The following is a 25,367-nucleotide window of genomic DNA, read 5'->3' on the forward strand; positions in this document are numbered from 1 at the left end:
ATATTTTAGTAAAATGCTATTTTATATTTTTAGACATAAAAAGTTCTTGAAATGAATTTCGGGTTTAAGAAGATTAGAAGTACTTTTGAAAAAATTAAAATCCTATCCTTTTGAGAACACTTTTAGACCTAGAAAATTGGAACAGAAAAGAACATTTTAAATTCTTTAAACAATTTGAAGAACCTTTTTTTGGTGCTACCGTCGAAATTGATTGTACCAAAGCTTATGCTTCAGCAAAAATCTTAAAGACCTCCTTTTTCAGTTATTATTTATACCACACTTTAAGAGCAGTAAACACAATTGAATCATTTCGGTATCGAATTGCTGATGATCAAATATACGTTTGTGATCAAATTAATGCTTCGGCCACCATTGGCCGTGAAGATGGCAGTTTTGGATTTTCTTTAATGGAATACAATTCTGATTTTTCAGTTTTCGCAGCAAGTAGCACCAAAGAAATAGAACGAATACAGACCACGACAGGACTTTTTACCCGAAACTTTGACGATGATAATGTCATTCACTTTTCGGCGATTCCTTGGCTGGATTTTAGCTCGTTATCACATGCCCGTAGTTATACATTTCCAGATAGCTGTCCTAAAATCTCTTTTGGAAAAATGAAAATTGCTGATAATGGAAAAAGAACCATGGCCATGTCTGTTCATGTGCATCATGCTTTGATGGATGGTTTCCATGTAGGTCAGTTTGTGGATTGTTTCCAGGAGTTGATGAATCAGTAAAAAATAGGATTGAAAACACTACCAAACTAACTTTTAAAAGTGCCTATACACCTCGTTTTTTTTACACCAGCGTTGAAGATTGAACTTTAATAAAATAATCTTTTTTATGTTTCCAATAGCTTTTCATCCCATATACCAGCATCCGTTGCCAGAAGGGCATCGCTTTCCCATGTTGAAATATGAATTGCTACCACAACAATTAGTGTACGAAGGAACCGCTTCACCATCTGATTTTTTTGAACCTGAACTATGTGATTTAGATTCTGTTTTAGCCATTCACAAACCAGACTATGTAAATGATTTGCTGCATATGACCCTAAATGCAAAGGCAGCAAGAAAAATTGGATTTCCACTTTCTAAAGAACTAGTGCAACGCGAACTAATAATCGCCCAAGGAACTATCACTGGTGCTCAAAAATCATTTGATACAAAAGTGTCTTTTAATATAGCAGGTGGAACACATCATGCGTATGCTACTCATGGAGAAGCTTTTTGTTTGCTCAATGATCAAGCCATTGCTGCTCAGTTTTTACTAGACCACAACTTGGCTAAGAAAATTTTAATTATCGACCTAGACGTGCATCAAGGCAATGGAACGGCTACCATTTTTCAGAACAATCCGCATGTATTTACTTTTTCTACGCATGGTAAAACCAATTATCCTTTCAAAAAAGAAACCTCTGATTTAGATATTGCTTTCAACGATGGGACAACGGATGAGGAATTCCTCCATACCATTGCAAGTGTAATTCCGAAATTAATAGCGACTCAAAAGCCCGATTTTATTTTTTATTTAGCAGGAGTTGATATTCTAGCTACGGATAAATTAGGAAAGCTAGGCTGCTCCGTGGAAGGCTGTAAAAAAAGAGATGAACTGGTTTTTGAACTTTGCTCAAAACATCAAATTCCTGTACAGGTTTCTATGGGTGGTGGCTACTCTCCTGATATAAAAACGATTATTGAAGCGCACGCCAATACCTATAGAGTGGCAAAAGATATTTTTTAAAAAACATTTCATACCGCTAATGGATCAAAAAAAAAGCACGAACTTCTAATACAGAAATTCGTGCCTTTTAAATATAATCTATTTTCCTAAAAGCAACACCTCATTGGCAACGATTTCAGTTACATAGCGTTTTTCGCCGTTTTTATCATCATAACTTCTGTGGGTTAGTTTTCCTTCGATACCAATTTCCTTTCCCTTAGTCACATATTTTTCAATGATATCAGCTGTTTTCCCCCAAGCAGTAACCCGATGCCATTCGGTTTGTTCTACTTTATCACCGTTCTCTTTATAGTATACATCATTTGTGGCTATGCTAACGGTTGCTAATTTTTTTCCTCCTTCTAAAGTTTTTACTTCAGGATCTTGACCTACTCTTCCGATTAATTGTACTTTGTTTTTCATGGCGTGTAAATTTATATATTAGTGTTTATAGTTTTTTGTTAAAACGTTCTTTCGATTCAACAGGGCAAAGATGCAACAGGTTCAAATCTTTATTCGGTTGCTAACTATTTACTTTCGGTTGTAACTATTTGTAACCGTTTGTAAATGGATTAATTTAGTTATATTTGTTAAAAATCACATTATTATGCAAGCCAAAATAAACAAGGTAGAATTACGAAATCTGAAAATTGATGACTACAAAGAGCTAAAAAAATCTATGGTAGAATCATATCCAGAAATGATTGGTTCCTACTGGAGAGAACACCATATAGAAAAATTATTAAGCATTTTCCCTGAAGGGCAGTTAGTAATTTTAGTAGATGGAAAAGTAGTAGGTTCTGCATTATCCCTAATTGTTGATGAAAGTTTAGTCGACAAAAATCATAATTATTCAGATATAACTGGAAAATATACTTTTTCGACACACAATTCAAAAGCAGATGTGTTATATGGTATAGACGTTTTTATTCACCCTAATTACAGAGGACTACGTCTGGGAAGACGATTATATGACGCCCGAAAAGAATTATGTGAACAACTGAATCTGAACGCCATTGTCTTTGCTGGAAGGATTCCTAATTACGGTCAACATTCGGATACACTCACTCCCAAGAATTATATTGAAAAAGTAAAAAGAAAAGAATTACATGATCCCGTTCTTTCGTTCCAGTTGAGTAACGATTTCCACGTAATCAGGGTAATGAAAAATTATCTAGAAGGCGATACCGACTCTAAGGAATTTGCGGTTTTACTAGAATGGAATAACATTTATTATGATGAAAGTCCCAAATTGATCAACCTCGAAAAAAGTGTTATCCGCTTGGGGTTGGTTCAATGGCAAATGCGCCAATTGAACAATCTGGAAGCTTTATTCGAACAATGTGAATTTTTTGTTGATGTCGTTTCTGGTTACGGAAGTGATTTTGCATTATTTCCAGAACTTTTTGCCGCACCTTTAATGGCCGATTACAACCATTTGTCTGAGGCAGAAGCAATACGAGAACTAGCCAAACATTCAGAACCAATCCGCAAACGCTTTCAAGAATTAGCCATTTCGTATAATATCAACATCATCACAGGAAGCATGCCGTATTTAGAAAACGGTACGTTATACAATGTAGGTTTTCTATGCAAAAGAGATGGAACATCAGAGATGTATGCCAAAATTCACGTAACTCCAAATGAAGTACAACATTGGGGAATGACGGGTGGATCACAAATCAAGACTTTTGACACCGATTGCGGAAAAATAGGTATTATGATTTGCTATGATGTGGAATTTCCTGAACTATCCAGATTAATGGCTGATGAGGGTATGAATATTTTATTTGTTCCCTTCTTGACAGACACCCAAAATGCCTATACCAGAGTCAAACACTGCGCGCAAGCCAGAGCTATAGAAAATGAGTGTTACGTAGCCATAGCTGGTTGTGTGGGGAATCTACCAAAGGTGAACAATATGGACATTCAATATGCACAATCCGCTGTGTTTACCCCTTCAGATTTTGCTTTTCCAAGCAACGGAATCAAAGCCGAAGCTACTCCAAATACAGAGATGACACTGATCGTAGATGTAGATTTAGATTTACTAAAAGAACTTCATGAGCATGGAAGCGTTCGAATTCTAAAAGACCGCAGAACTGATTTGTACGACATCAAAAAAATAAATCCATGAAAACCTGCTTAGAATGCGGAGAGAAAATTATAGGCCGCGAAGACAAAAAGTTTTGCACCGACGGTTGCCGCAATGCCTACAATAATAAAATAAATAAAGACAGCACTAATTTTATGCGCAACATCAACAATAAGTTGCGCAAAAATTACCGCATTCTATCTGAACTTAACACTGATGGAAAATCAAAAACTACTAAAGCAAAACTTTTTAGTAAAGGATTTGATTTTCAGTTTTTTACAAATATCCTACAAACCAAAACAGGGAACACATATTATTTTCTCTACGATCAAGGGTACATGGTTTTGGATAATGATTTCTATATGCTAGTCAAAAAAGATATTTAATGTTATAATTCCAAAATCTACCCCACCAAAAATGAAAAAAGATTTTTCCTCCATTTTCGTCGTTCTGTTCATTTCCCTAATTCTGGGGCTGCTATTCTTTACGATGCTGCCACAATGGACATCTGACAACGAAGGTTCTCTTACTGATTTTTCGACTAAAAGGGCCACCAACCTAATAGCAGCCATTTCAAATAAACCGCATTATGTGGGTTCACAAAATCACGAAGTCGTCGCCAACTATCTCGTTAGAGAGCTCAAGAAGTTGGGATTACAAACTTCCATACAGGGAGGATATACGTTAAGTGATTGGGGAAACCTGGTAAAGTCAAAAAATATTTTGGCTCGCATAAAAGGCTCCAATAATTCCAAAGCCTTATTATTACTTTCCCATTATGATAGCGCTCCGCATTCCTACTCACCAGGCGCAAGTGATGCTGGCTCAGGTGTTGCAACCATTTTAGAAAGTGTTCGCGCCTTTTTGTACAATAAAACTCCACATAAAAACGACATCATTATTCTATTTTCGGATGCTGAAGAATTAGGGTTAAATGGCGCTGCTCTCTTTGTGACGCAACATCAATGGGCAAAGGAAATAGGTTTAGTTCTGAATTTTGAAGCACGTGGTTCTTCTGGACCAAGTTACATGCTGATGGAAACCAACAAAGGAAATGCAGGATTAGTCAAAGAGTTCGCTGCGGCAAAGGCTACTTTTCCAGTCTCAAACTCGCTGATGTACAGCATTTACAAGATGCTACCCAACGATACTGACTTGACCGTGTTTAGAGAACAAGGTAATATCCAAGGCTATAATTTCGCTTTTATAGATGACCATTTTAATTATCATACGGCACAAGACGACATCAATCATTTAAACAAAAACACCTTAGCACATCAAGGTTCTTACTTGATGCCACTGTTAAATTATTTTTCGAATGCCAATTTAAACGCCACACAAGCTAGCGAAGATTATGTTTATTTTACCCTTCCCTTCACGTTTATAAGTTATCCCTTCAGCTGGGTTTTGCCAATGGTTCTGCTCGCCTTAGTCTTATTTATTTTTCTACTGTTTTTAGGAAGAGCCAAACGCATATTGTCCTTACGGGAAATTGGGAAAGGATTTATTCCTCTCTTTGGCTCCCTGCTTTTAAGCGGACTTATAACTTTTTTTGGATGGAAAGGATTACGGTTTGCCTATCCGCAGTACAACGATTTACTCAACGGATTTACCTATAACGGGCACGCTTATATTGCTGCTTTTGTGTTGCTTGCTTTAGCGATAAGTATGGCTTTTTATCATTTTTTTTCACAACGAAGGGTAACCATCAATCACTTTGTAGCCCCATTGTTCCTTTGGATAATCATCAACGGAATTGTCGCCTTTATTTTACCAGGTGCAGGATTTTTGATTATTCCCATTTTCTTTGGCCTCTCTGTTTTTGGTATTTTTATTGTGACTCAAAAATCGAATAAACTAGTAAATCTGTTTTTAAGTATTCCTGCGTTACTAATCATAGCGCCTTTTATCCAAATGTTCCCAATTGGTTTAGGCCTTAAAGTATTGTTTGGAAGTGCTATTCTTACCGTTTTGACCTTTGGATTATTGCTTCCCGTTTTTGGGGCTTTCGCCAAAAAGGGAATCTGGGCTTTGGCATTTTTAGTGCTTTCCATTGGCTTTTTTGTGAAAGCACATTCTGAATCCAGCTATGAATTTGGTAAAGCGAAATCGAATAGTTTATTATACGTCTATAATGCGGACACGGACAAGGCCAGTTGGGCTACTTATGACACTAATCTGGATTCCTGGACCAAAAGCTACTTAGGCAAAAAGTCTAAAGAAGCATCCTCTTTAAATGAAATTCCGTTATTCAGCAAATACAATTCTGGGTTTACATACGCTGCAAATGCCCCTAAAAAAGAGCTTCAAAAACCGACTATCGAATTCCTAGAGGACCGATTGGTAGGCAATCAAAGGTTTTTGAAAATACGAATTTCTCCAAATCGAAATGTCAATCGGTATGATATTTTTGCCAATGAAAAAATGACCATTCATAATTTCAAAGCAAATGGCGTAAGTACCTTAGGACAGAAAAATTCATTGTATGAACGTAAAGGAAAAAAATTATTGAGTTATTATGTGGTTGGAAACGCCCCTTTGGAAATGCAATTTAGTTGTAATGCTTCAACGATTGTAGATATGGAGCTACTAGAAAGTTCTTTTGATTTAATGTCAAACCCATTATTTGAAATAACTAAAAGAGAAAACTGGATGATGCCTACTCCTTTTGTTTTAAACGATGCCGTGGTTATTAGACAAAAAATAAAGCCAAGTACGGTAATTGTGGACAATCGTTTAAATCCTACGCCTGTAAATCCTATTTTAAAAGTTGTAAAAGACAGCTCAACAATCCAATAATTAAAGGTAACAATGACAAAAATTAGTATTCTGGGTTGCGGTTGGTTGGGCATGCCTTTGGCGAAAGCCTTACTGCAAAACAACTTTTTAGTAAGCGGATCAACGACCTCCGAGGATAAATTAAAAGTTTTGGAACAGCAAGGAATCATGCCTTTCTTGATTGCGCTTTCAGAAAAAGAAACTACTGGAAACGTGACTGCTTTTCTAGAAAATTCTAAAATTCTGATTATAGATATTCCCCCAAAACTTCGTGGTTCAGAGAACGAGAATTTTGTTTCCAAGATTAGGAATATAATTCCGTTTATAGAAAAATCAGTTGTTACAAAAGTACTTTTTATAAGTTCTACTTCTGTTTATAATGATGCTGCTGCTCTTGTTTCAGAAGAAACAGTACCTCAACCAGATACGGAAAGCGGCAAGCAATTACTGCAAACAGAACAACTTTTACAAAACAACAGCCATTTTAAAACTACAGTATTGCGTTTTGGTGGTTTGATTGGCGATGACCGTCATCCCATAAAATTTCTGGCTGGGCGCGAAAATTTAGACCAGCCTGATGCGCCTATAAATTTAATCCATCAAGAAGATTGCATTGGTATCATTCAAAAAATTATAAGTACGCATGCTTGGAATGAAACTTTTAATGCGGTGGCGCCCTTTCATCCCTCACGTGAGCAGTATTATACACAAAAGGCTGTTGATTTGAATTTGGCCCTGCCAAAGTTTATTTCTTCAACTAATTCAGTTGGAAAAATAATTTTGGGTGATCGCGTAGAAACGGTTTTAAAGTATACTTTTGCGAAACCAAATTTGTAACGTGAGAACTAAAATTAAGAATGTTGTTTCGTCGAAAGTTAGCGATATTGGATTACCTATGTTGGCTTTGTGCTGGGTTAGTTTTTTTTGGGGCACCACCTGGATTGCTTCCAAAGAAGGAGTAAAACACATGCCTGCCTTGCAACTTGTAGCCATTAGACAGTTTCTTGGCGGTTTCCTTTACATTTCCTATTTTCTATTTAAAAAAGCGCCTTGGCCAAAAGGAAAGCAGTGGAAAACGATCATCATTTTAAGCATCCTTAATTTTGTATTAAGTAACGGATTAAGTACTTGGGGAGTTAAATACATAAGCAGCGGTCTTGGCGCCATCATAGCAGCGATTGTTCCTTTGTGGATTGTTATTATCACTTTTTTTAGAGGAGAGCGTTTGTCCAAATTATCCGTTGTAGGTTTGATTATCAGCTTTGGCGGTGTTTGTGTCATTTTTTACGACCATTTAAGTGACTTTTTAATTCCAAGTTTCAGATTTGGAATTATAATTTCGTTAATCTCTACTTTAACTTGGGCATTTGGAACTTTATACACCAAGAATAAAGCAGCCACTTTTAATCCCTATTTTAGTTTGGGTTTACAAATGTTCTTGTCTAGTATTTTGATTTTTGCGTATACTGGCGCCACTGGAATATCTGTACCTTTAAGCGAAATTCCAGCGATTTCGTGGTGGTCGATTGCGTACTTAGTACTCTTTGGTTCTATTCTTACCTTCATCGCTTTTATTTATGTTCTTCAAAATCTTCCTGCAGCCGTCAGCACTGTTTATTCTTATATTAATCCAATTGTTGCCGTTTTGTTAGGCGCTTTAATTTTTGGAGAAACCCTAAATGTGGCTATTGCAATAGGAGGAAGCGTTACTTTGTTTGGATTGTATATGGTTAATGTTTCGTTGAGAAAACAACGAAAAACAAGTACTGAAAAGCTCTAAAAAAAAATCCCATTTGTCGCAACAAATGGGATTCTTCAAAAGTATTAAATTGTATTACCAGATTCTAACTCTTTTTTCTGGTGCGATATACATGCCATCATTTGCTTTGATATCGAATGCTTTATAGAACGTATCTATATTTTGCAAAGGAACATAAGCACGATACATTCCAGGAGAGTGCGGATCCGTTTTTACTTGGTTTTTCAACGCTTCATCACGCATTTTCGAACGCCAGATAGTCGACCAAGAAATAAAGAAACGTTGTTCTGGAGTATAGCCATCAATTAATCCGGGATTACCATTTTCTTTCAAGTACAATTGTAAACCATCGTAAGCCGCGTTTACTCCACCTAAATCACCAATATTTTCACCTAACGTAAATTTACCATCTACGAAAGTTCCAGGTATTGGTTCCAAAGCGCTGTATTGAGCAGCCAATGCTCCAGTCAAAGCGGAGAATTGTTTCAAATCATCAGCCGTCCACCAGTCTACTAAATTGCCTTCTGCATTGTATCGTGATCCTGAATCATCAAAACCATGAGATATTTCATGACCAATAACCCCACCGATTCCACCATAATTTACGGCTTCATCTGCTTGGTAATTGTAAAAAGGCGGTTGCAAAATAGCCGCTGGAAATACAATTTCATTGTTGGATGGATTGTAATACGCGTTCACCGTTTGTGGTGACATTCCCCATTTTTCTTTATCAACTGGCTTGTTTAATTCGGCTATGTTTTCATTAAAACGCCATAAAGCCATACTTTTTGAGTTCTCAAAATAGGTTCCACCTTCTTCTGGACTTTTTATTGTCAAGGCTGAATAATCTTTCCATTTGTCAGGATATCCAATTTTAATTCTTGATTTGTGCAGTTTAGCAAGCGCGCTTACTTTTGTTTCTGCAGACATCCAAGACAAATTATTGATTCTGTTTTCGAAAGCTAAGAAGATGTTCTTGATCATTTTCTCCGCTTTGGCTTTGGCTTCAGCCGGAAATTTTTTCTCCACATATAATTTACCTAACGCTTCTCCAACCGTTCCGTTGATCGTTTGCAAGGCTCTTTCGTCACGTGGTCTTTGACTTACTGCACCGGTTAATGTTCTTCCGTAAAACTCCCAGTTGGCATTTTCAATCTCAGTAGACAGTTGACTAGAAGCTCTATTTAATAAACTCCAACGCATGTAGGCTTTCCAGTCTTCTACTTTATTTTCTTTGAAAATAGTTTCTAGCGCCGTCATGTATTTGGGTTGCGATACAATTACGGTATCTACTTTTGTCAGGCCAATTTTTGTGAAATAATTATTCCAATTGATTGACGGAGTTAATTTACTCAACTCACTCAATGTCATAGGATTGTATGACTTACGACGGTCTCTGCGCTCAACTCTGTCTAACCTTGGTTTCGACATTGCAGTTTCAAGAGCTAGAATTTTCTCTGCGTTTACTTTAGCAACGGCTGGGTTATCGCCCAGATATTGCAACATTTTAGCCACGTGCAAAACATACTTTGCCCGTTTCTCTTTGGAATCGGCATCATCAGAAACATAATAATCTCTGTCTGGTAAACCTACGCCGCCAGGGCCTAAATTAATCACGTTTCTACTGCTGTTCTTCGCATCTGTTCCTACGCCAGCACCCATAAATCCGATGCCTCCAATAGGTTCCATTTCAATTAATAAGGCTTCTAAATCTTTAGCGTTTTTAACCGCGTCAATTTTCTTAAGATAGGGTTTCAAGGGAGCAATACCCATCTTATTTCTTCCTACAGTATCTAATATCGATTTGTACAAGTTAATTGCTTTACCTTGATCGGTATTCGATTTGTAGCTTGGATTTGTTGTGGCTTCTTTTAAAATTGCCAATGCATCCGCATCAGTTCTTTGACGTAATTCATCAAAGCTACCCCAACGGGTTCTGTCTGCTGGAATTGCTGTATTATCCAACCAAGTTCCATTTACATAACGGAAGAAATCATTACTTGGTTTTACCTTTTTATCCATGTAATTTACATTGATACCTGGTTCCTTAGCTGCAGGAGTAGTTTGCGCTTGACTCACCGCGAAACCCATGATTGCGGGAATCACAAAAAGCAGTCGCTTATTGCTGTTTTTCTTCATTTTTTTTAGTTTTTTAGTTAACCTCGCAAAGCTATCAATAAATTATTAAAGTTTTTGTTAAATTTTGTTGTTCAACTATTGATTAATGGACATAAAAAATCCCATTTGCTCGAACATTTAGAGCAAATGGGATTTTTTTTAATCTAATTGACAATACTACCAAATTTTCACTCGTTTGTCTGGTTGAATGTACATTCCATCACCTGATTTTACGTCAAAAGCATCATAAAAGGCATCTACGTTTTGCACAGGTACATACGCCCTGTACATTCCAGGAGAGTGTGGATCCGTCTTTACTTGGTTTTTTATCGCTTCATCACGCATTTTAGTACGCCAAACCGTTGCCCAAGAAATAAAGAACCGTTGTTCTGGAGTGTAACCATCAATTAATTCTGGCGTTCCGTTAGCTTTTAAATACATTTGTAAACCATCATAAGCCGCATTAACACCACCTAAATCCCCTATATTTTCTCCCAAAGTAAATTTCCCATCAACATGAATTCCAGGTAGTGGTTCTAGGGCACTGTACTGGTCTGCCAAAGCGGTTCCTAAAGTTGTAAATTGTTTTAAATCCTCGGCAGTCCACCAGTCAACAAGATTTCCATCTGCATTGTAGCGCGCACCAGAATCGTCAAATCCATGAGAAATCTCATGTCCAATGACAGCACCAATTCCCCCATAATTTACTGCTTCATCCGCCTGATAATTGTAAAATGGTGGTTGTAAAATAGCGGCTGGGAAAACAATTTCATTGTACGAGGGATTGTAATATGCATTTACCGTTTGCGGTGACATTCCCCATTCTGTTTTATCTACTGGTTTGTACAGTTTGTTCAAGTCTTCTTTGAAGGACCAACGAGAAAGATTTTTTACATTTTCAAAATAGCTTCCACCCTCCTCTGTACTAGCAATTTTCAGAGCAGAATAGTCTTTCCACTTATCCGGATATCCAATTTTAATGGCAATTTTATTTAGCTTCTCCACGGCTTTCACTTTCGTTTCCGCTGACATCCAAGACAAATCATTTATCCTATTTTGGTAAGCCAAAACTACATTTTTGATCATTTTTTCCGCTTTTACTTTGGCTTCAGCCGGAAACATTTTCTCTACATATAATTTTCCTAAAGCTTCTCCAATAGTACCATTTACGGTTTGTAAAGCACGGTCCTCACGCGGTCTTTGCTTGATGGCTCCGGTTAATGTTTTTCCATAAAAATCAAAATTAGCCACTTCTATGTTAGATGACAACTGACTAGATGCTCCCCGCAGCAACGTCCACTTCATGTATGCTTTCCAATCCTCTACTTTATTTTGTGCCAAAATAGTCTGCAAAGCTTTCATATATCGCGGCTCACTTACAATCACCGTATCTAGCTTCGTGAAACCAATACTTGTAAAATATTGCTTCCAATCCAGCGCTGGTGTTATTTTTTGCAAATCTGCAATGGTCATTGGATTGTATTGTAATCTGCCGTCCCTTTGTTCCACACGATCCAATCTTGGTTGTGACATTGCCGTTTCCAACGCTACAATTTTACGAGCACTTTCCTTCGCTTTTGTTGGGTTTTCACCAATGAATTGCAGCATTTTGGCCACATGCAATTCGTATTTTTCGCGTTTCTCTTTCGAATCTTTATCATCCGCTGAATAGTAATCCTTATCCGGTAATCCTAATGATCCTGTACCTACATAAAGCGAATTTTTACTGCTGTTCTTATCATCTGCTCCAACATAAATTCCAAAAAAACCAATACCGCCGACTGGTTCCATTTCGCTTAAGACTTTTTGCAAATCTTTGGTATTTTTGATGGCGTCAATTTTAGCCAAATACGGTTTCAAAGGATTAATTCCCTGCTTGTCTCTGGCAACCGTATCTAAAATTGATTTGAAAAGATTGATTGCTTTTCCTTGATCTGTAGTGGACTTATAGATTGGGTTTCTAGATGCTTCTTTCAAGATATCCATTGCATCTTTATCCGTTTTTTTCAATAATTCGTTGAAACTTCCCCATGAAGTTCGATCACTTGGGATTTCAGTTTTGTCCAACCACGTCCCGTTTACATATCTAAAAAAGTCATCGCTTGGCTTCACCTTTTTATCAATGTTCATTACATTAATTCCCGGTTCTTTAGTAGCTGGCGTGGTCTGAGCTTCACTTACTGCAAAACCCATGATTGCGGGAATCACAAAAAGTAACTGTTTATTACTTATTTTCTTCATTATTTTAAGTTATTTAGTTATCCTCACAAAGCTATTAATAAAAAAGCGATTAGTTATGTACTTTATACAGAATAAGATTGTGTTAATTTGAATTAAAAATATATCCCGTTTTCGTATTTTTGCATCAAAATAGTACCATGTCCGAGTTTTTAAAAAAATACCGTCTTTTTTTAGGCGTTTTTATTGTTTTTTCAATCATTGTTTTGACCTTATTTTATTCGGCTTTAAAGCCAAAAAAAACACTTCCCATTTATAATCCCGCAGATGTAAATCCGGAATTAGTAGATAGTACGGTTCAGTACAAAAGCAAGTACCACACTATTGCTGATTTTTCCTTTATCAATCAAAATGGAAAAACCATTACCCAAAAAGATTATGAAGGAAAAATATATGTAGCTGATTTTTTCTTTACCACTTGCGGATCGATTTGTCCCAAAATGACGACTAATTTGTCTGAAATTCAAACCGCTTTTGCCCATAATCCAAAAGTAAAATTACTTTCACATACTGTTTTTCCGGAAACGGATAGCGTTCCAGTTTTGCAGGCTTACGCCAAAAAGTATAAGGTTGATGCATCCCAATGGAACTTAGTAACTGGCGATAAAAAAGAAATTTACACTATGGCTAGGAAATCTTATTTAGCTGTAAAACTGGGAAAACCGAGCGAACTGTACGATATGGTTCACACCGAAAACTTTGTTTTAGTAGATACCAAAAGGAGAGTTCGTGGTTTTTATGACGGAACAAACAAAGAGGATATGAAACGTTTAATTGAGGACATTACTTTTTTGAGTAACGAATAGCCTATTACTACAATACCTATCCTTAAACTCGGGTTTCGCGAAGACAACCCCTTTATTTTAAGCTGGATTCAATTGCTTTAATTACCATATAAATGTGACATATATCATTTGTGTTTGTTTTAAAATGTGTATTTTTGCAATCTTAATTCAATCTAAATAAGTTTTGCAAACAACGATCCATTCTCTCAAAAAAGGTGAAAAAGCCATTATAAAAGACTTTGACATCGATGCCGTTCCTTTAAAATTATTGGAAATGGGATGCTTGCCTGGCAATCTAGTAGAATTACTTCAAATTGCTCCTTTTGGAGATCCTTTGTACTTGAACATTAATGGATCACATGTGGCCATTCGGGTAGAAACTGCAAAAGAAATTGAAGTTGACATTATAAAAACCAACTTATGGTAAGCAAACAAAACATCAACGTCGCTTTAATTGGAAATCCTAATGTGGGTAAAACTTCTGTTTTTAATCAGCTGACTGGGCTGAATCAACAAGTGGGGAATTATCCTGGAATTACGGTTGAAAAAAAGATTGGTTTTTGCAAATTACCTACTAATATTAAGGCGAATATTCTAGATTTACCTGGAACATACAGCTTAAACGCCAGTTCGATTGATGAAAATGTAGTCATTGAATTATTGCTCAACAAAAATGACAAATTGTATCCAGATGTAGCACTTGTTGTTACCGATGTGGAAAATTTAAAACGGAATTTATTACTTTTTACCCAAATAAAAGACCTCGAAATTCCAACTATCCTAGTCATCAATATGGCAGATAGAATGAAGTTCAAAGGGATTACACTGGATATTCCGTATCTGGAAGATCATCTAAAAACCAAGATTGCGCTAATTAGTTCCAGAAAAGGATACGGAATTGACGAATTGAAAAAATTGATTATCAGTTACCGCACCATTTCAACTGAACCTTGCTTGAATGCCTCCGTAATCGACCCAGATTACTTCAATAGCTTGCGCAAAGCATTTCCTAATCAACTGCTTTACAAGTTGTGGTTGGTTATTACACAGGACGTCAACTTCCTGAATTTAGAACGAAATGAAATTAGAAGTTCTTTTACTAAATCGCATTCCGATTTAAAGCGACTCCAGCAAAAAGAAACTATAAAACGCTATCAATTTATCAATGATGTTCTAAAAGAAGGATTGAAAATTGATGCTTCCGTTGCTAGAGATTACCGCAGCAGATTAGATCGTGTACTTACACACAAAGTTTGGGGATACGTGATCTTTTTTCTAATCTTATTTGTTATTTTCCAATCTATTTTTGAATGGTCTAAAATTCCAATGGACTTCATCGATGCATCTTTTGCTTCTTTGAGCACGCTTGCTGCCGAAGAATTGCCAGCCGGTGTTTTAACCAACTTAATTTCGCAGGGAATCATCCCTGGAATTGGAGGTATTTTGATATTCATTCCGCAAATTGCCTTCTTGTTTATGTTTATTTCGATACTAGAAGAAAGCGGCTATATGAGTCGAGTGGTTTTCCTAATGGATAAAATCATGCGGAAATTTGGTTTATCTGGTAAAAGTGTTGTCCCGCTTATTTCTGGCACAGCCTGCGCTATTCCAGCGATAATGGCGACCCGAAATATTGAAAACTGGAAAGAACGTTTAATTACTATTTTAGTAACTCCTTTTACTACCTGTTCTGCTAGATTACCCGTTTACGCCATTATTATTGCATTAGTAATTCCTGATACTCGTGTTTTTGGATTTTTGAACATGCAAGGAATGACTTTGATGTTGTTGTATTTACTAGGTTTTGGAATGGCTATTTTTTCCGCTTACATTTTAAATAAAATTCTGAAAATCAAAGGAAAAACCTACTTTGTAGTTGAAATGCCAAATTATAAATTACCGCTTTTCAAGAATGTTGGAATCAATGTGATAGAAAAAACCAAAGCGTTCATTTATGGTGCAGGAAAAATTATACTTGCCATCTCTATCGTATTATGGTTTCTAGCTTCTTATGGCCCTGGTGCGAAATTTGACAATGCAGAAAAAATTGTTATTGAAAACAACCAAAACAAGCCACTGCCACCAGCTGATTTTGAAAATGCTGTCGCTTCGCAAAAGTTAGAAAACTCATACATTGGTATCATGGGAAAAGCAATCGAACCTGCTATTTCGCCGCTTGGATACGATTGGAAAATAGGAATTGCAATCATAAGCTCCTTTGCCGCCAGAGAGGTTTTTGTAGGCACATTAGCTACAATCTACAGCGTGGGAGGAAGTGATAATGAGGTAACAATAAAAAATAAAATGGCTGCCGAGGTCAATCCAGTTACTGGAGAGAAAATTTTCAATTTCGCATCAGGAATATCCTTGTTGTTGTTTTATGCCTTTGCCCTGCAATGTGCCAGTACACTTGCCATCACTAAAAAAGAAACCAATTCTTGGAAATGGCCTGTAGGACAATTAATTTTCATGTCGGGTTTTGCTTATGTAGTCGCTCTCATCGCCTATCAGATTTTGAAATAATTGATCCCTAGCCGGACGGCTAACCGGTCCACAAACGTTAAATTTAATAATTTCACTATTTTTAATTTGTCTAAATAAGATTTGTGTTTTACTTTTGCACCGTAGAATCAATCTAAATAAAAATGAGGAATAATTTAATCGTAGCTTTTTTATTAGTTACAACCGTTGTGTTTGCACAAGAAAAAGAGCTTTCACAAACCCAAAAAGACAGTATTAAAAATTTGAATGCAGCTGTCATAAATTTACAAAATGTCGCTATAACGCCACTACAACAAAGCCCTGAAAGACAACCTGAAATAAAGGGTACCGTACTTTTTTCTGGCAAAAAAAATGAAGTCTTAAAACTATCTAGTTTCACTGCTAATTTAACCACTAATAATGCACGCGAAGTTTTCTCTAGAGTTCCCGGCGTCACTGTATGGGAAAATGATGGTTCCGGAATTCAAATCAACATTGGTGTTCGTGGGTTAAGTCCAAATAGAAGTTGGGAATTAAACACCAGACAGAATGGTTATGATATTTCATCTGACGTTTTTGGATATCCTGAAGCTTATTACAATCCGCCATTGGAAGCAGTTGAAACTATTGAATTGGTTCGTGGTGGTGCTTCTTTACAATTTGGACCACAATTTGGTGGAATGATAAACTATGTACTAAAGCGCGAACAAAAAAAGGCCTTCACTTTTGAGACTCAAAACACGTTAGGCAGTTATAACTTGATGAGTAGCTATAATGCTATTGGCGGAAAAATAAATAAATTTTCTTACTATGCTTACAATCATTCTAGAAGTGCTGACGGCTGGAGAGAAAATAGCAAATATAAGGTAAGAAATTCGCATCTGTTTATGGAATATGCTTTTACGAAAGATACTAAACTGTCCGCAGAATATACTAGTATGGATTACAAAATGCAGCAAGCTGGTGGCTTAACTGATCAACAATTCAAAGACAATCCAAGACAATCATTACGAGAAAGAAACTGGCTTGGTACGCCATGGAACTTATTTTCTCTAAACTTTGACACCAAAATATCTAATAAGCTCACCTCTAATACTAAGCTATTTGGATTAATTGGAGAAAGAAATAGTGTCGGTTTCACTGCCACACCTAATATTGCTGACGCCATTAAACCGTCTACTAACGATTACGCTAATAGAAGAGTAGATCGCGATTTTTACAAAAATTTTGGTATCGAAAACCGAAATATCTTCAGCTATACCATTGGTAAAAACATAAACAACTTAGCTTTTGGAGTACGCTATTACAAAGCTAATACTCGAAGACAGCAAGAAGGTACAGGAACAACACGTTCTGATTTTAATTTAGAGACTTTAAGTAAATATCCACGGGATTTAAACTTTAACACGGAAAACATTGCCTTATTTGCCGAAAATCAGTTCAAATTGACCGATAATTTTAGTGTCATACCTGGTGTTCGTTATGAGTATATTAGCTCAACTGGAAATGGAAGATTTGGGATCAGCTCTGGAAATGATATTCCATTTCAAAATAACAAAATTACCCGCAACCAACCATTATTTGGGCTTGGAATGGAATACAAAATAGGTAAAACTAATATATATGGGAATATTACACAAGCTTTCAGACCCGTATTATTCTCAGATATTACCCCTCCTGCCGTTACGGATGTAATCGATCCTAATCTAAAAGATGCTAGCGGTTACAACGCAGATCTTGGTTATAGAGGTACGATTAAAAATTACCTGAATTTTGATTTTAGTTTGTTTTATCTGAGCTATAATAATAGAATTGGTGGCGTCAGACAATTTGTTAACAACGACCCCAACCAAGGCACTTTCCTATACAGAACTAATTTGGGCGAAACTGTAAATAAAGGGATTGAAGGTTTTGTAAACCTAAATGTTACACGGTTTTTAGAGATTGAAAACACTATTGGGAATATCGATATTTTCTCTACTGTTAGTTTTATTGACTCTCGCTATACCGATTTCAAAATTAATTCCGCCACTGGAACTGCACCAAACGTTGTCATTTCGGAAAGAAATCTCTCTGGAAATAGAGTAGAAAATGCGCCACGATACATACACAATTTTGGAATAAGTTGGAGCAAAAATAATTTTTCATCCACTCTTCAATACAAAACATCTGGTAAGATTTATACTGATGCTAATAATACTACAGCACCTTCAGCAAATGGAGTAACTGGTTTACTAGACGGTTATCGAGTGCTTGACTTATCTGCTGAATATAAGTTCCTTAAAAATTACAATATTAGATCTGGAATTAATAATTTAACAAATGAAGCATATACCACCAGAAGAGCTGGAGGGTATCCTGGACCTGGTATTTTACCTGGTGAAGGGCGAACATTCTTTATCTCTATTGGAGCAAAATTATAAGACTAAAAGTGAACCATCGACACTAAATTGTTTGAAAATCATTTAGTATTAAAAAGGAGTATAACAAATGTTTATACTCCTTTTTTTTATGCTAATAAGTACCTAACCAATATTATTCAAACGCAGATTGTTTTCAACTTAGTGAACAAACGTTAAATATCTATTTTTATTATTTTTAATTTGTCTAAATAAGATTTGTGTTTTACATTTGCACCGTAGAATCAATCTAAATAAAAAAATGAAGAATAATTTAATCGTAGCTTCTTTACTAGTTACATCAGTTGTGTTTGCACAACAAAAACAACTTTCGAAAACACAAAAAGACAGTATTAAAAGCTTAAACGAAGTTATCATTACCACCGACGCCATTATAGGAAGTAAATTCAATGCCAAAAACAAAGCAGGTTCGACTTATTTTATTTCTCCAAAAGAACTGAAAACGTTCAACTACGATGACGTTTCCCGAATTCTAAGAACAGTGCCCGGAATAACGATTCAGGAAGAAGACGGTTTTGGATTGCGACCCAACATAGGAATGAGAGGTACTAGCCCTAATAGAAGCGAGAAAATCACTTTAATGGAAGATGGAATTCTTATTGCTCCAGCACCTTATGCTGCTCCAGCAGCGTATTATTTCCCAACCGTTAGCAGAATGCAATCCTTTGAGATATTAAAAGGGGGAAGCCAGATTCAATACGGTCCTTATACTACAGGTGGCGCTATCAATATGGTTTCAACCCAAATTCCTAACCGTTTTTCTGGACGTGTCATCGCAAGCATAGGAAGTTTTAATACTAAAAAGACCTACATAAATATTGGTGATGAACATAAAAATTTTGGTTACGTATTAGAATACAACAACCGAAATTCAGATGGGTTTAAAAAAATTGACAATAGTTCCCGAAATACAGGTTTTCAGGCCAATGATTACGTGGCAAAATTCAGAATTAATACTGATGCTGATGCTAAAGTATATCAGTCTTTGACCGCTAAAGTTCAATACAGTGAAGACTTGGCAAACGAAACCTACCTTGGTTTGACCGATGAAGATTATGCTAAAAATGCCTACAGAAGATATGTAGGTTCAAACGAAGATTTTATCGATACAGAACACCGTCAAATCATGCTGACGCACTTCATAAGACCTACTAAAAACTTTAGCATAACCACAAAAGCGTATCAAAACGAATTCGCAAGAAACTGGTATAAATTAGACGCTTTAAAACTAGGGTCATCAAAGGTGAGCATCAATAATATCCTGACCAATCCTGCAAAATACAATGCGGAATATCAAGCCGTAACTGGAGCTGACAATACCATTGACAACGCCTTGTTAGTGAAGGCAAACAACCGTAAGTATGAAGCTAAAGGGATTCAAACCGTTGGGAACTACACTTTTGAAACTGGAAAAGCAAAACATGATATTGATTTTGGTATTCGCTACCATGAGGATTACGAAGATCGTTTTCAATGGGTAGATGGGTACGCTATCCAAAACGGAGTAATGAACAGAACTAGTACCGGAACTCCAGGAACTGATGCAAATAGAATTACAAAGGCAGAAGCTATTGCAGCACATGTACTTTATAATTTGAACATTGATCGATTTACTTTTACTCCAGGAATTCGTTATGAAGATATCAAATTAAATTCACTGAATTATGGTACAAATGATATTAATAGAGTTGGGACTACCTTGGCAAAAGCCAATAACAACATCAATGTATGGATTCCAGGAATGGGAATTTTGTACAAAATAAATGATGATTACAACTTATTTACTAGTGTTCACAAAGGTTTTTCGCCACCTGGTGTATCTGCAGGAGAAGATGCCGAAAACAGTTTAAATACAGAATTGGGTTTCCGTTTCCACAAGAATTCTTTACAAGGAGAGATCATAGGATACTATAATAATTTTTCAAATCTGCAAGGATCTGATTCGATGTCAGGAGGAGGCGCTGGAACTGGTGATTTATTTAATGCGGGTGCAGCAATTGTAAAAGGAATTGAATTACTAGCAACCTATAATATTATAGACAACCTAGAAAAAGGATTTAAATTACCAGTGACTGTTTCCTACACTTTAACGGATACAGAGTTGAAAAACAATTTCAACAGCACAATTTGGGGAAATGTAGAAAGTGGGGATGAAATCCCATACATTGCTAAAAATCAATTGGCTATCACAACAGCATTTGAAACTGAAAAATTTAATTTTGCCCTTAGCGGAAAATACGTAGATGCTTTCAGAACAGAAGCTGGTACTGGAACTATTCCAGCAAATAACAGAGTGGCTTCGAATTTCATTATAGATTTCTCGGCAAAATATAATCTTAACGAGCACATTAGCTTAATGGGAAATATAATCAATTTGTTAGATAAGGAATATGCAGTTTCTAGAGTTCCTGCAGGCTTAAGACCAGGGCAACCTTTTGGAATCAACTTTGGAATTATGGCACAATTGTAAAAAATTGTCATTAGTTTAACTCAAAAAAGCAACCGGTATCGGTTGCTTTTTCTTATTTTTACAGTATGGATATTCAAGAAATTTTAGCCTTTGCCGCACTAGCCGTCGCACTCGCTTTTCTAATTAAAAAATTCTTTTTCAAAAAGAAAAAGTCGGACAAAAATTGTGGAAGTGGCGATTGTGGTTGCAGTTAATCCTGTTTATAATAGCCAATTTTTAGGCAATATTCATTGGAATCAATTTTCTTTCCTTCTTTTGGATACGGCAACACCTGCATGGTTTTTATCTTCTTCTGCTTCCTTGGTAAGTACTTAGCAAACCACTCTTTATTTTCTTTTTCATTTTTCATTGCGAATAGCAACGTTGCATCTTCAATTAATTTTGAATCTTTATACACCGAAACGACAGCGGTTACTTCTCCGGCCCAAATGCAAGTTACGCCGTCAGGACAGCGGGAATCAGCAACAATCGATTTTAAAACTAATTGAAAACCCTTTAGATTGGAACATACTTTTTGATCTATAGTTACATATTTTATCTTTTGATCTTTTGGGCTTTGCGCCAAAGCAAAAGTACCGATAAGGATAAAAAAGAATAGTATTGACTTTTTCATAGGCTATTTTTGAAATATAAAACTACGCTTTATTTGCCTGAAAATCTTAATAAAAAAAGATTCCTAGCCTAAAGCCACATCCAACACCATCATCACAATAAACCCACCAACGAATCCAAGCGTGGCAATATCTGTGTTTTTATCTTGTTGTGTTTCTGGTATTACTTCTTCAACTACTACAAAAATCATGGCTCCTGCGGCAAAAGCTAAGGCATACGGCAAGATTGGCGTAAAAAATGTAACTGCAAAAGCCCCTAAAACCGCCGCAACTGGTTCTACCAATGCGGAAGATTGTCCGTACATAAAGCTTTTCCACCTACTCATACCCATACGTCGCAGCGGCATAGCGACAGCAATCCCTTCGGGAAAATTCTGAATTCCTATTCCAATCGCTAAAGTGACGGCTCCTGCGATAGAAGCTTCAGGAATTCCAGCAGCGACACCTCCAAAAAGAACTCCAACAGCCAATCCTTCTGGAATATTGTGCAGTGTAATAGCCGAAACTAACAATGTGGTGCGTTGCCAAGGTGATTTAACACCTTCTGAAACTTTAAAATTGATATGAAGGTGCGGCAATACTTTGTCTATGCCAAAAATGAACAGCGCACCAAGGAAAAATCCAAAAGCTGCGGGAATAACTTTTTCAAAACCTTCACCACCAGTCATTTCTATGGCTGGGGCCAATAAACTCCAGAAACTTGCGGCAACCATTACGCCTCCGGTAAAACCGAGCATTCCATCGAGAACGGTTCTATTCATGGTTTTAAACATAAAAACAAAAGAAGCCCCTAAAGCGGTAAGAAACCAAGTGAATAAACTCGCATACAAAGCGGCTAAAATTGGGTCGATACTCGTGAAATAATCAACTATTGATTGATACATAATTACTTGATATATAAATTACTGGCTATTTTATATGAAATCGTTATTTCTTTGGTCTCTACCCGAATTCTAAAAGAGGAATCAAAACTTTCCTTTTCTATAATTTCAATTTGGGAACCCAAAGCGATTTCTTGCTTGTCTAAATATTTTAGAAAATCAGAAGAAGTGTCTTTGACTCCCACACAAATTCCTACTCGGTTTTTCTCCATTTCCGAAAGTAGCTGTTTTTCTGTTTTTGTAATTCTTCCACTAGCATCGGGAATAGCATCTCCATGAGGATCCTCCGTAGGATTTCCCAAAAAATCATCTAATTTATTGATTAGTTTTTCTGATTTAATATGCTCCAGTTGTTCCGCAAGATCGTGTACTTCATCCCATGAAAAATCTAGTTTTTCGACTAAAAAAGTTTCCCAAAGACGGTGCTTTCTAACAATCATTTTGGCTGCTAGTTGTCCTTTTTCGGTAAGAGATACCCCTTGGTATTTTATGTAGTTAACCAACTCTTTTTCGGCAAGTTTCTTAAGCATATCGGTGACAGATGATGCTTTTGTTTCCATTTTTTCAGCAATGGCGTTGGTGCTAATATCAGCATCCGACACTGCCATAAGGTGGTATATGGTCTTGAGATAATTTTCTTCTGAAAAGGTCATAGTATTATTTTGGATATTTTCCCTACATCTTATAACGATGTAGAAATAAATTGTGTTGCTAAAATTATTTAACAATTAAAATTGCAACATAACTTCAGCAACAAATATAAACAAAAAAGAACACCAAAAATATTTTTTTAGTCTAGTCTAAAACAATTTTACTTTTTATAAACAGTTCGGGCACAAACCAGAAAGCGTAAAATTGACTTCATTAACTTGATAATTGGGTGGTAAATCAAAAGTAGGCTCAACATGCTCTAAGCACGTTACTAAGTGACATTTCTCACAACTAAAATGAATGTGATTGTGGGTATGTTTTATTTCATTATGAGCGTGATGGCAACTCGCATATTTTATAGTTCCGTCTAAATTTACAATTTTATGAATTATATCTTCTCTTACTAAACGATCTAAAACCCTGTAAATAGTAACACGATCACAAATAGTATGGCTTAAAGTCTGAATTTCAGTATGCGACAAAGCGACTGCTGAATTTTTTATAATTTCTAAAATAGTGGTTTTAGCAGTGGTATTTCGAGTGGCTTTCATCTTTGCTTAAATTATTAACGCAACATTGTTGCATTATAAAATATATTTATATATTTGCAAAACAATTGCATTAAGCAAATATACGAGAAATGAAGAAAACAACATCGTTTAACATGGATATTTTAGGGATTTCAACTGCCAGTTTGTGCCTAGTTCATTGTTTACTTTTCCCTTTACTGACTATACTGCCTATAGGATTGATTCACAATCCCTACATCGATTTACTATTTGTTCTTATAGGGCTTTGGGCTGTCATACGGATTATCAAAACGGCTAAATTAGGTGTTATTATGTTGCTTTTAGTTTCTATAACACTGATCCTTTTGGGCGTAGTGATCGAAATCTTTTTGGACTACCACACTAGTTTAATTCTGCTGGGAGGTATCGGGATGATAATGGGTCATCTTATGAATTATAAAAATCATAAAAAAAAGCACTTATGAAAAAATTACCAGTAACTGTATTATCTGGTTTCCTTGGAGCGGGAAAAACCACTTTACTCAATCACATTCTTCACAATAAAGAAGGCTTGAAAGTAGCTGTAATTGTCAATGATATGAGCGAAGTAAATATTGATGCCAATTTAGTAAAAGCTGAAAACACCTTGTCACGTACCGAAGAACGGTTGGTTGAAATGAGTAACGGCTGTATTTGTTGTACGCTGCGCGAAGATTTGATGCTTGAGGTTAAAAAATTAGCCAAAGAAAATCGCTTTGATTATCTGTTAATTGAGAGCTCAGGCATAAGTGAACCTATTCCCGTGGCACAAACATTTTCGTTTGTTAATGAAGAGGAAAATATTGATTTGTCTCAATTTAGCTACATCGATACTATGGTGACTGTAGTAGATGCGTTCAACTTCTTCAAAGACTTTGGTTCAGCACAAACCTTACAAGATAGAAAAGCATCCGATATTGAAAATGATAATCGGACCATTGTTAACCTGCTCGTAGATCAAATTGAATTTGCCAATGTTATTATTTTAAATAAAACCGACTTAGTTACTGCAAACGAATTAACATTATTAAAAGCCTCAATCACAAAACTGAATCCTGTGGCTAAAATAATCACTTCAATTCTTGGAAAAGTACCGGCAAGTGAGCTACTAAATACGCATTTATTCAACTACGAAGAAGCGGAATCTTCTGCGGGTTGGATGCGGGAATTGGAAGGAATTCATACGCCTGAAACCGAAGAATATGGAATTTCATCTTTTGTTTTCAGAGACGAGCGCCCGTTTCATCCACAACGTTTTTGGCACTACCTCACCGTCAATTTTCCGCAGAACATTCTTAGAAGCAAAGGTCTTTGCTGGATTGCTTCTAGACCCGAACAAGCAATTAACTGGAGTCAAGCCGGCGGATCCATGAAAGCTGAAGGTGCCGGCGTATGGTGGGCAAGTATGCCTCTTGGTGAACGGATGACTTTCAATAATTTTGTCGAATACCAAGACATTATTGAGGAACGATGGACCGCTAATTTTGGTGACCGACTGAACGAAATCGTATTTATAGGCATGGCATTAAATGAAACAGAAGTTCGAAGCCAACTCGATAATTGCCTGTGCACAGCCGATGAAATTATGGATTTACAAGATGGATTTTTCTCAAGCAAAGATGATTTTCCTATTCCAAGAGCAGCCGTTACCAATGCCGTAACGGCTCAATTAAATGAATTAAATTAGTTATAAATCCCGATTGTTTTGGTTAATTATTGGGTGCTTAAACGGTTCATCTTCAAGGTGAGCCGTTTTTATTTTATGGATAAATTGCTACTATTTTAAAAATGTCAAATATATTTTTTA

General features: G+C 36.3%; 22 protein-coding genes. 15 read left to right on the forward strand and 7 right to left on the reverse strand.

Features of this window, described 5'->3' with window-relative positions; translation table 11 throughout:
- The first annotated feature begins 110 nt into the window (after positions 1-110).
- Together IWX83_RS02925 and IWX83_RS02930 are read left to right on the forward strand one after the other, a co-directional pair.
- Positions 111-740, forward strand: a complete 630-nt coding sequence (locus IWX83_RS02925; RefSeq protein WP_196827507.1) for a chloramphenicol acetyltransferase — start codon at positions 111-113, stop codon at positions 738-740.
- A 106-nt stretch (positions 741-846) separates the two neighbouring features.
- Positions 847-1,746, forward strand: a complete 900-nt coding sequence (locus tag IWX83_RS02930; RefSeq protein WP_073352404.1) for a histone deacetylase — start codon at positions 847-849, stop codon at positions 1,744-1,746.
- Between the two features lie 78 nt (positions 1,747-1,824).
- Here the strand turns inward: IWX83_RS02930 and IWX83_RS02935 are convergent, their stop codons facing one another.
- Positions 1,825-2,148: a single-stranded DNA-binding protein gene (locus IWX83_RS02935; protein WP_073352406.1), complete on the reverse strand. Its 324-nt coding sequence runs from the start codon at positions 2,146-2,148 to the stop codon at positions 1,825-1,827.
- 184 nt (positions 2,149-2,332) lie between these two features.
- Here IWX83_RS02935 and IWX83_RS02940 point away from each other — a divergent pair, with 184 nt between their 5' ends.
- The 5 genes from IWX83_RS02940 to IWX83_RS02960 all read left to right on the forward strand — a co-directional run bounded on the left by IWX83_RS02940 (position 2,333) and on the right by IWX83_RS02960 (position 8,378).
- Positions 2,333-3,862 carry a bifunctional GNAT family N-acetyltransferase/carbon-nitrogen hydrolase family protein gene (locus IWX83_RS02940; protein WP_196827509.1) on the forward strand — a complete coding sequence of 510 codons (1,530 nt, stop codon included), beginning with the start codon at positions 2,333-2,335 and terminating at the stop codon, positions 3,860-3,862.
- Positions 3,859-4,206 (forward strand): hypothetical protein, encoded by a 348-nt coding sequence (locus tag IWX83_RS02945; RefSeq protein WP_073352410.1) that lies wholly within the window; start codon positions 3,859-3,861, stop codon positions 4,204-4,206. Before IWX83_RS02940 ends, IWX83_RS02945 begins: the two co-directional genes overlap by 4 nt.
- Positions 4,207-4,309: 103 nt before the next feature.
- Positions 4,310-6,619, forward strand: a complete 2,310-nt coding sequence (locus tag IWX83_RS02950) for a M28 family peptidase (protein WP_196827550.1) — start codon at positions 4,310-4,312, stop codon at positions 6,617-6,619.
- A 12-nt stretch (positions 6,620-6,631) separates the two neighbouring features.
- Positions 6,632-7,435, forward strand: coding sequence for an SDR family NAD(P)-dependent oxidoreductase (locus IWX83_RS02955; protein WP_196827511.1), 804 nt, complete (start codon positions 6,632-6,634; stop codon positions 7,433-7,435).
- Position 7,436: 1 nt separating this feature from the next.
- The gene (locus IWX83_RS02960; protein WP_370568388.1) at positions 7,437-8,378 is read left to right on the forward strand and encodes a DMT family transporter; all 942 of its coding nucleotides are present in this window, start codon (positions 7,437-7,439) and stop codon (positions 8,376-8,378) included.
- Positions 8,379-8,432: 54 nt separating this feature from the next.
- Here IWX83_RS02960 and IWX83_RS02965 read toward each other — a convergent pair whose 3' ends face one another.
- Both IWX83_RS02965 and IWX83_RS02970 read right to left on the reverse strand, forming a co-directional pair.
- On the reverse strand, positions 8,433-10,496 hold the full coding sequence (locus IWX83_RS02965; RefSeq protein WP_196827513.1) for a M13 family metallopeptidase: 2,064 nt from the start codon (positions 10,494-10,496) through the stop codon (positions 8,433-8,435).
- Between the two features lie 156 nt (positions 10,497-10,652).
- A complete protein-coding gene (locus tag IWX83_RS02970) occupies positions 10,653-12,716 on the reverse strand; it encodes a M13 family metallopeptidase (protein ID WP_196827515.1) in 2,064 nt (687 codons plus the stop codon).
- A gap of 137 nt (positions 12,717-12,853) precedes the next feature.
- On the opposite strand from IWX83_RS02970, the gene IWX83_RS02975 reads away from it, so the two are divergent.
- The 6 genes from IWX83_RS02975 to IWX83_RS03000 all read left to right on the forward strand — a co-directional run bounded on the left by IWX83_RS02975 (position 12,854) and on the right by IWX83_RS03000 (position 21,063).
- The gene (locus IWX83_RS02975; protein ID WP_073352422.1) at positions 12,854-13,519 is read left to right on the forward strand and encodes an SCO family protein; all 666 of its coding nucleotides are present in this window, start codon (positions 12,854-12,856) and stop codon (positions 13,517-13,519) included.
- Positions 13,520-13,682: 163 nt separating this feature from the next.
- On the forward strand, positions 13,683-13,925 hold the full coding sequence (locus IWX83_RS02980) for a FeoA family protein (protein ID WP_073352424.1): 243 nt from the start codon (positions 13,683-13,685) through the stop codon (positions 13,923-13,925).
- On the forward strand, positions 13,919-16,021 hold the full coding sequence (gene feoB, locus IWX83_RS02985) for a ferrous iron transport protein B (protein WP_196827517.1): 2,103 nt from the start codon (positions 13,919-13,921) through the stop codon (positions 16,019-16,021). The genes IWX83_RS02980 and feoB overlap by 7 nt, the downstream gene beginning before the upstream one ends.
- 122 nt (positions 16,022-16,143) lie before the next feature.
- Complete coding sequence (locus IWX83_RS02990; protein ID WP_196827519.1) at positions 16,144-18,402, forward strand: TonB-dependent receptor; 2,259 nt, start codon at positions 16,144-16,146, stop codon at positions 18,400-18,402.
- Between the two features lie 238 nt (positions 18,403-18,640).
- Entirely contained in the window at positions 18,641-20,869 is a 2,229-nt protein-coding gene (locus IWX83_RS02995; protein ID WP_196827521.1) for a TonB-dependent receptor domain-containing protein, read from the forward strand.
- A gap of 65 nt (positions 20,870-20,934) precedes the next feature.
- Positions 20,935-21,063: a FeoB-associated Cys-rich membrane protein gene (locus IWX83_RS03000; protein ID WP_072675702.1), complete on the forward strand. Its 129-nt coding sequence runs from the start codon at positions 20,935-20,937 to the stop codon at positions 21,061-21,063.
- Here IWX83_RS03000 and IWX83_RS03005 read toward each other — a convergent pair.
- From IWX83_RS03005 to IWX83_RS03020, 4 genes are all read right to left on the reverse strand, one after another.
- Entirely contained in the window at positions 21,060-21,482 is a 423-nt protein-coding gene (locus IWX83_RS03005; protein WP_196827523.1) for a hypothetical protein, read from the reverse strand. The two genes, IWX83_RS03000 and IWX83_RS03005, sit on opposite strands and share 4 nt — an antisense overlap.
- A gap of 63 nt (positions 21,483-21,545) precedes the next feature.
- Positions 21,546-22,364 (reverse strand): ZIP family metal transporter, encoded by an 819-nt coding sequence (locus IWX83_RS03010; protein ID WP_073353233.1) that lies wholly within the window; start codon positions 22,362-22,364, stop codon positions 21,546-21,548.
- A gap of 2 nt (positions 22,365-22,366) precedes the next feature.
- Positions 22,367-23,014, reverse strand: a complete 648-nt coding sequence (locus IWX83_RS03015; protein ID WP_196827525.1) for a metal-dependent transcriptional regulator — start codon at positions 23,012-23,014, stop codon at positions 22,367-22,369.
- Between the two features lie 165 nt (positions 23,015-23,179).
- Positions 23,180-23,563, reverse strand: a complete 384-nt coding sequence (locus IWX83_RS03020; protein ID WP_073353236.1) for a Fur family transcriptional regulator — start codon at positions 23,561-23,563, stop codon at positions 23,180-23,182.
- An 89-nt stretch (positions 23,564-23,652) separates the two neighbouring features.
- Between IWX83_RS03020 and IWX83_RS03025 the strand changes: the two genes are divergently transcribed.
- The gene (locus tag IWX83_RS03025) at positions 23,653-24,006 is read left to right on the forward strand and encodes a MerC domain-containing protein (RefSeq protein ID WP_073353238.1); all 354 of its coding nucleotides are present in this window, start codon (positions 23,653-23,655) and stop codon (positions 24,004-24,006) included.
- Complete coding sequence (locus tag IWX83_RS03030) at positions 24,003-25,247, forward strand: GTP-binding protein (RefSeq protein WP_196827527.1); 1,245 nt, start codon at positions 24,003-24,005, stop codon at positions 25,245-25,247. Before IWX83_RS03025 ends, IWX83_RS03030 begins: the two co-directional genes overlap by 4 nt.
- Positions 25,248-25,367: the final 120 nt, after the last annotated feature.

This window comes from Flavobacterium sp. CG_9.1, from assembly GCF_015751645.1.
Taxonomy (GTDB): Bacteria; Bacteroidota; Bacteroidia; order Flavobacteriales; family Flavobacteriaceae; genus Flavobacterium; species Flavobacterium xanthum.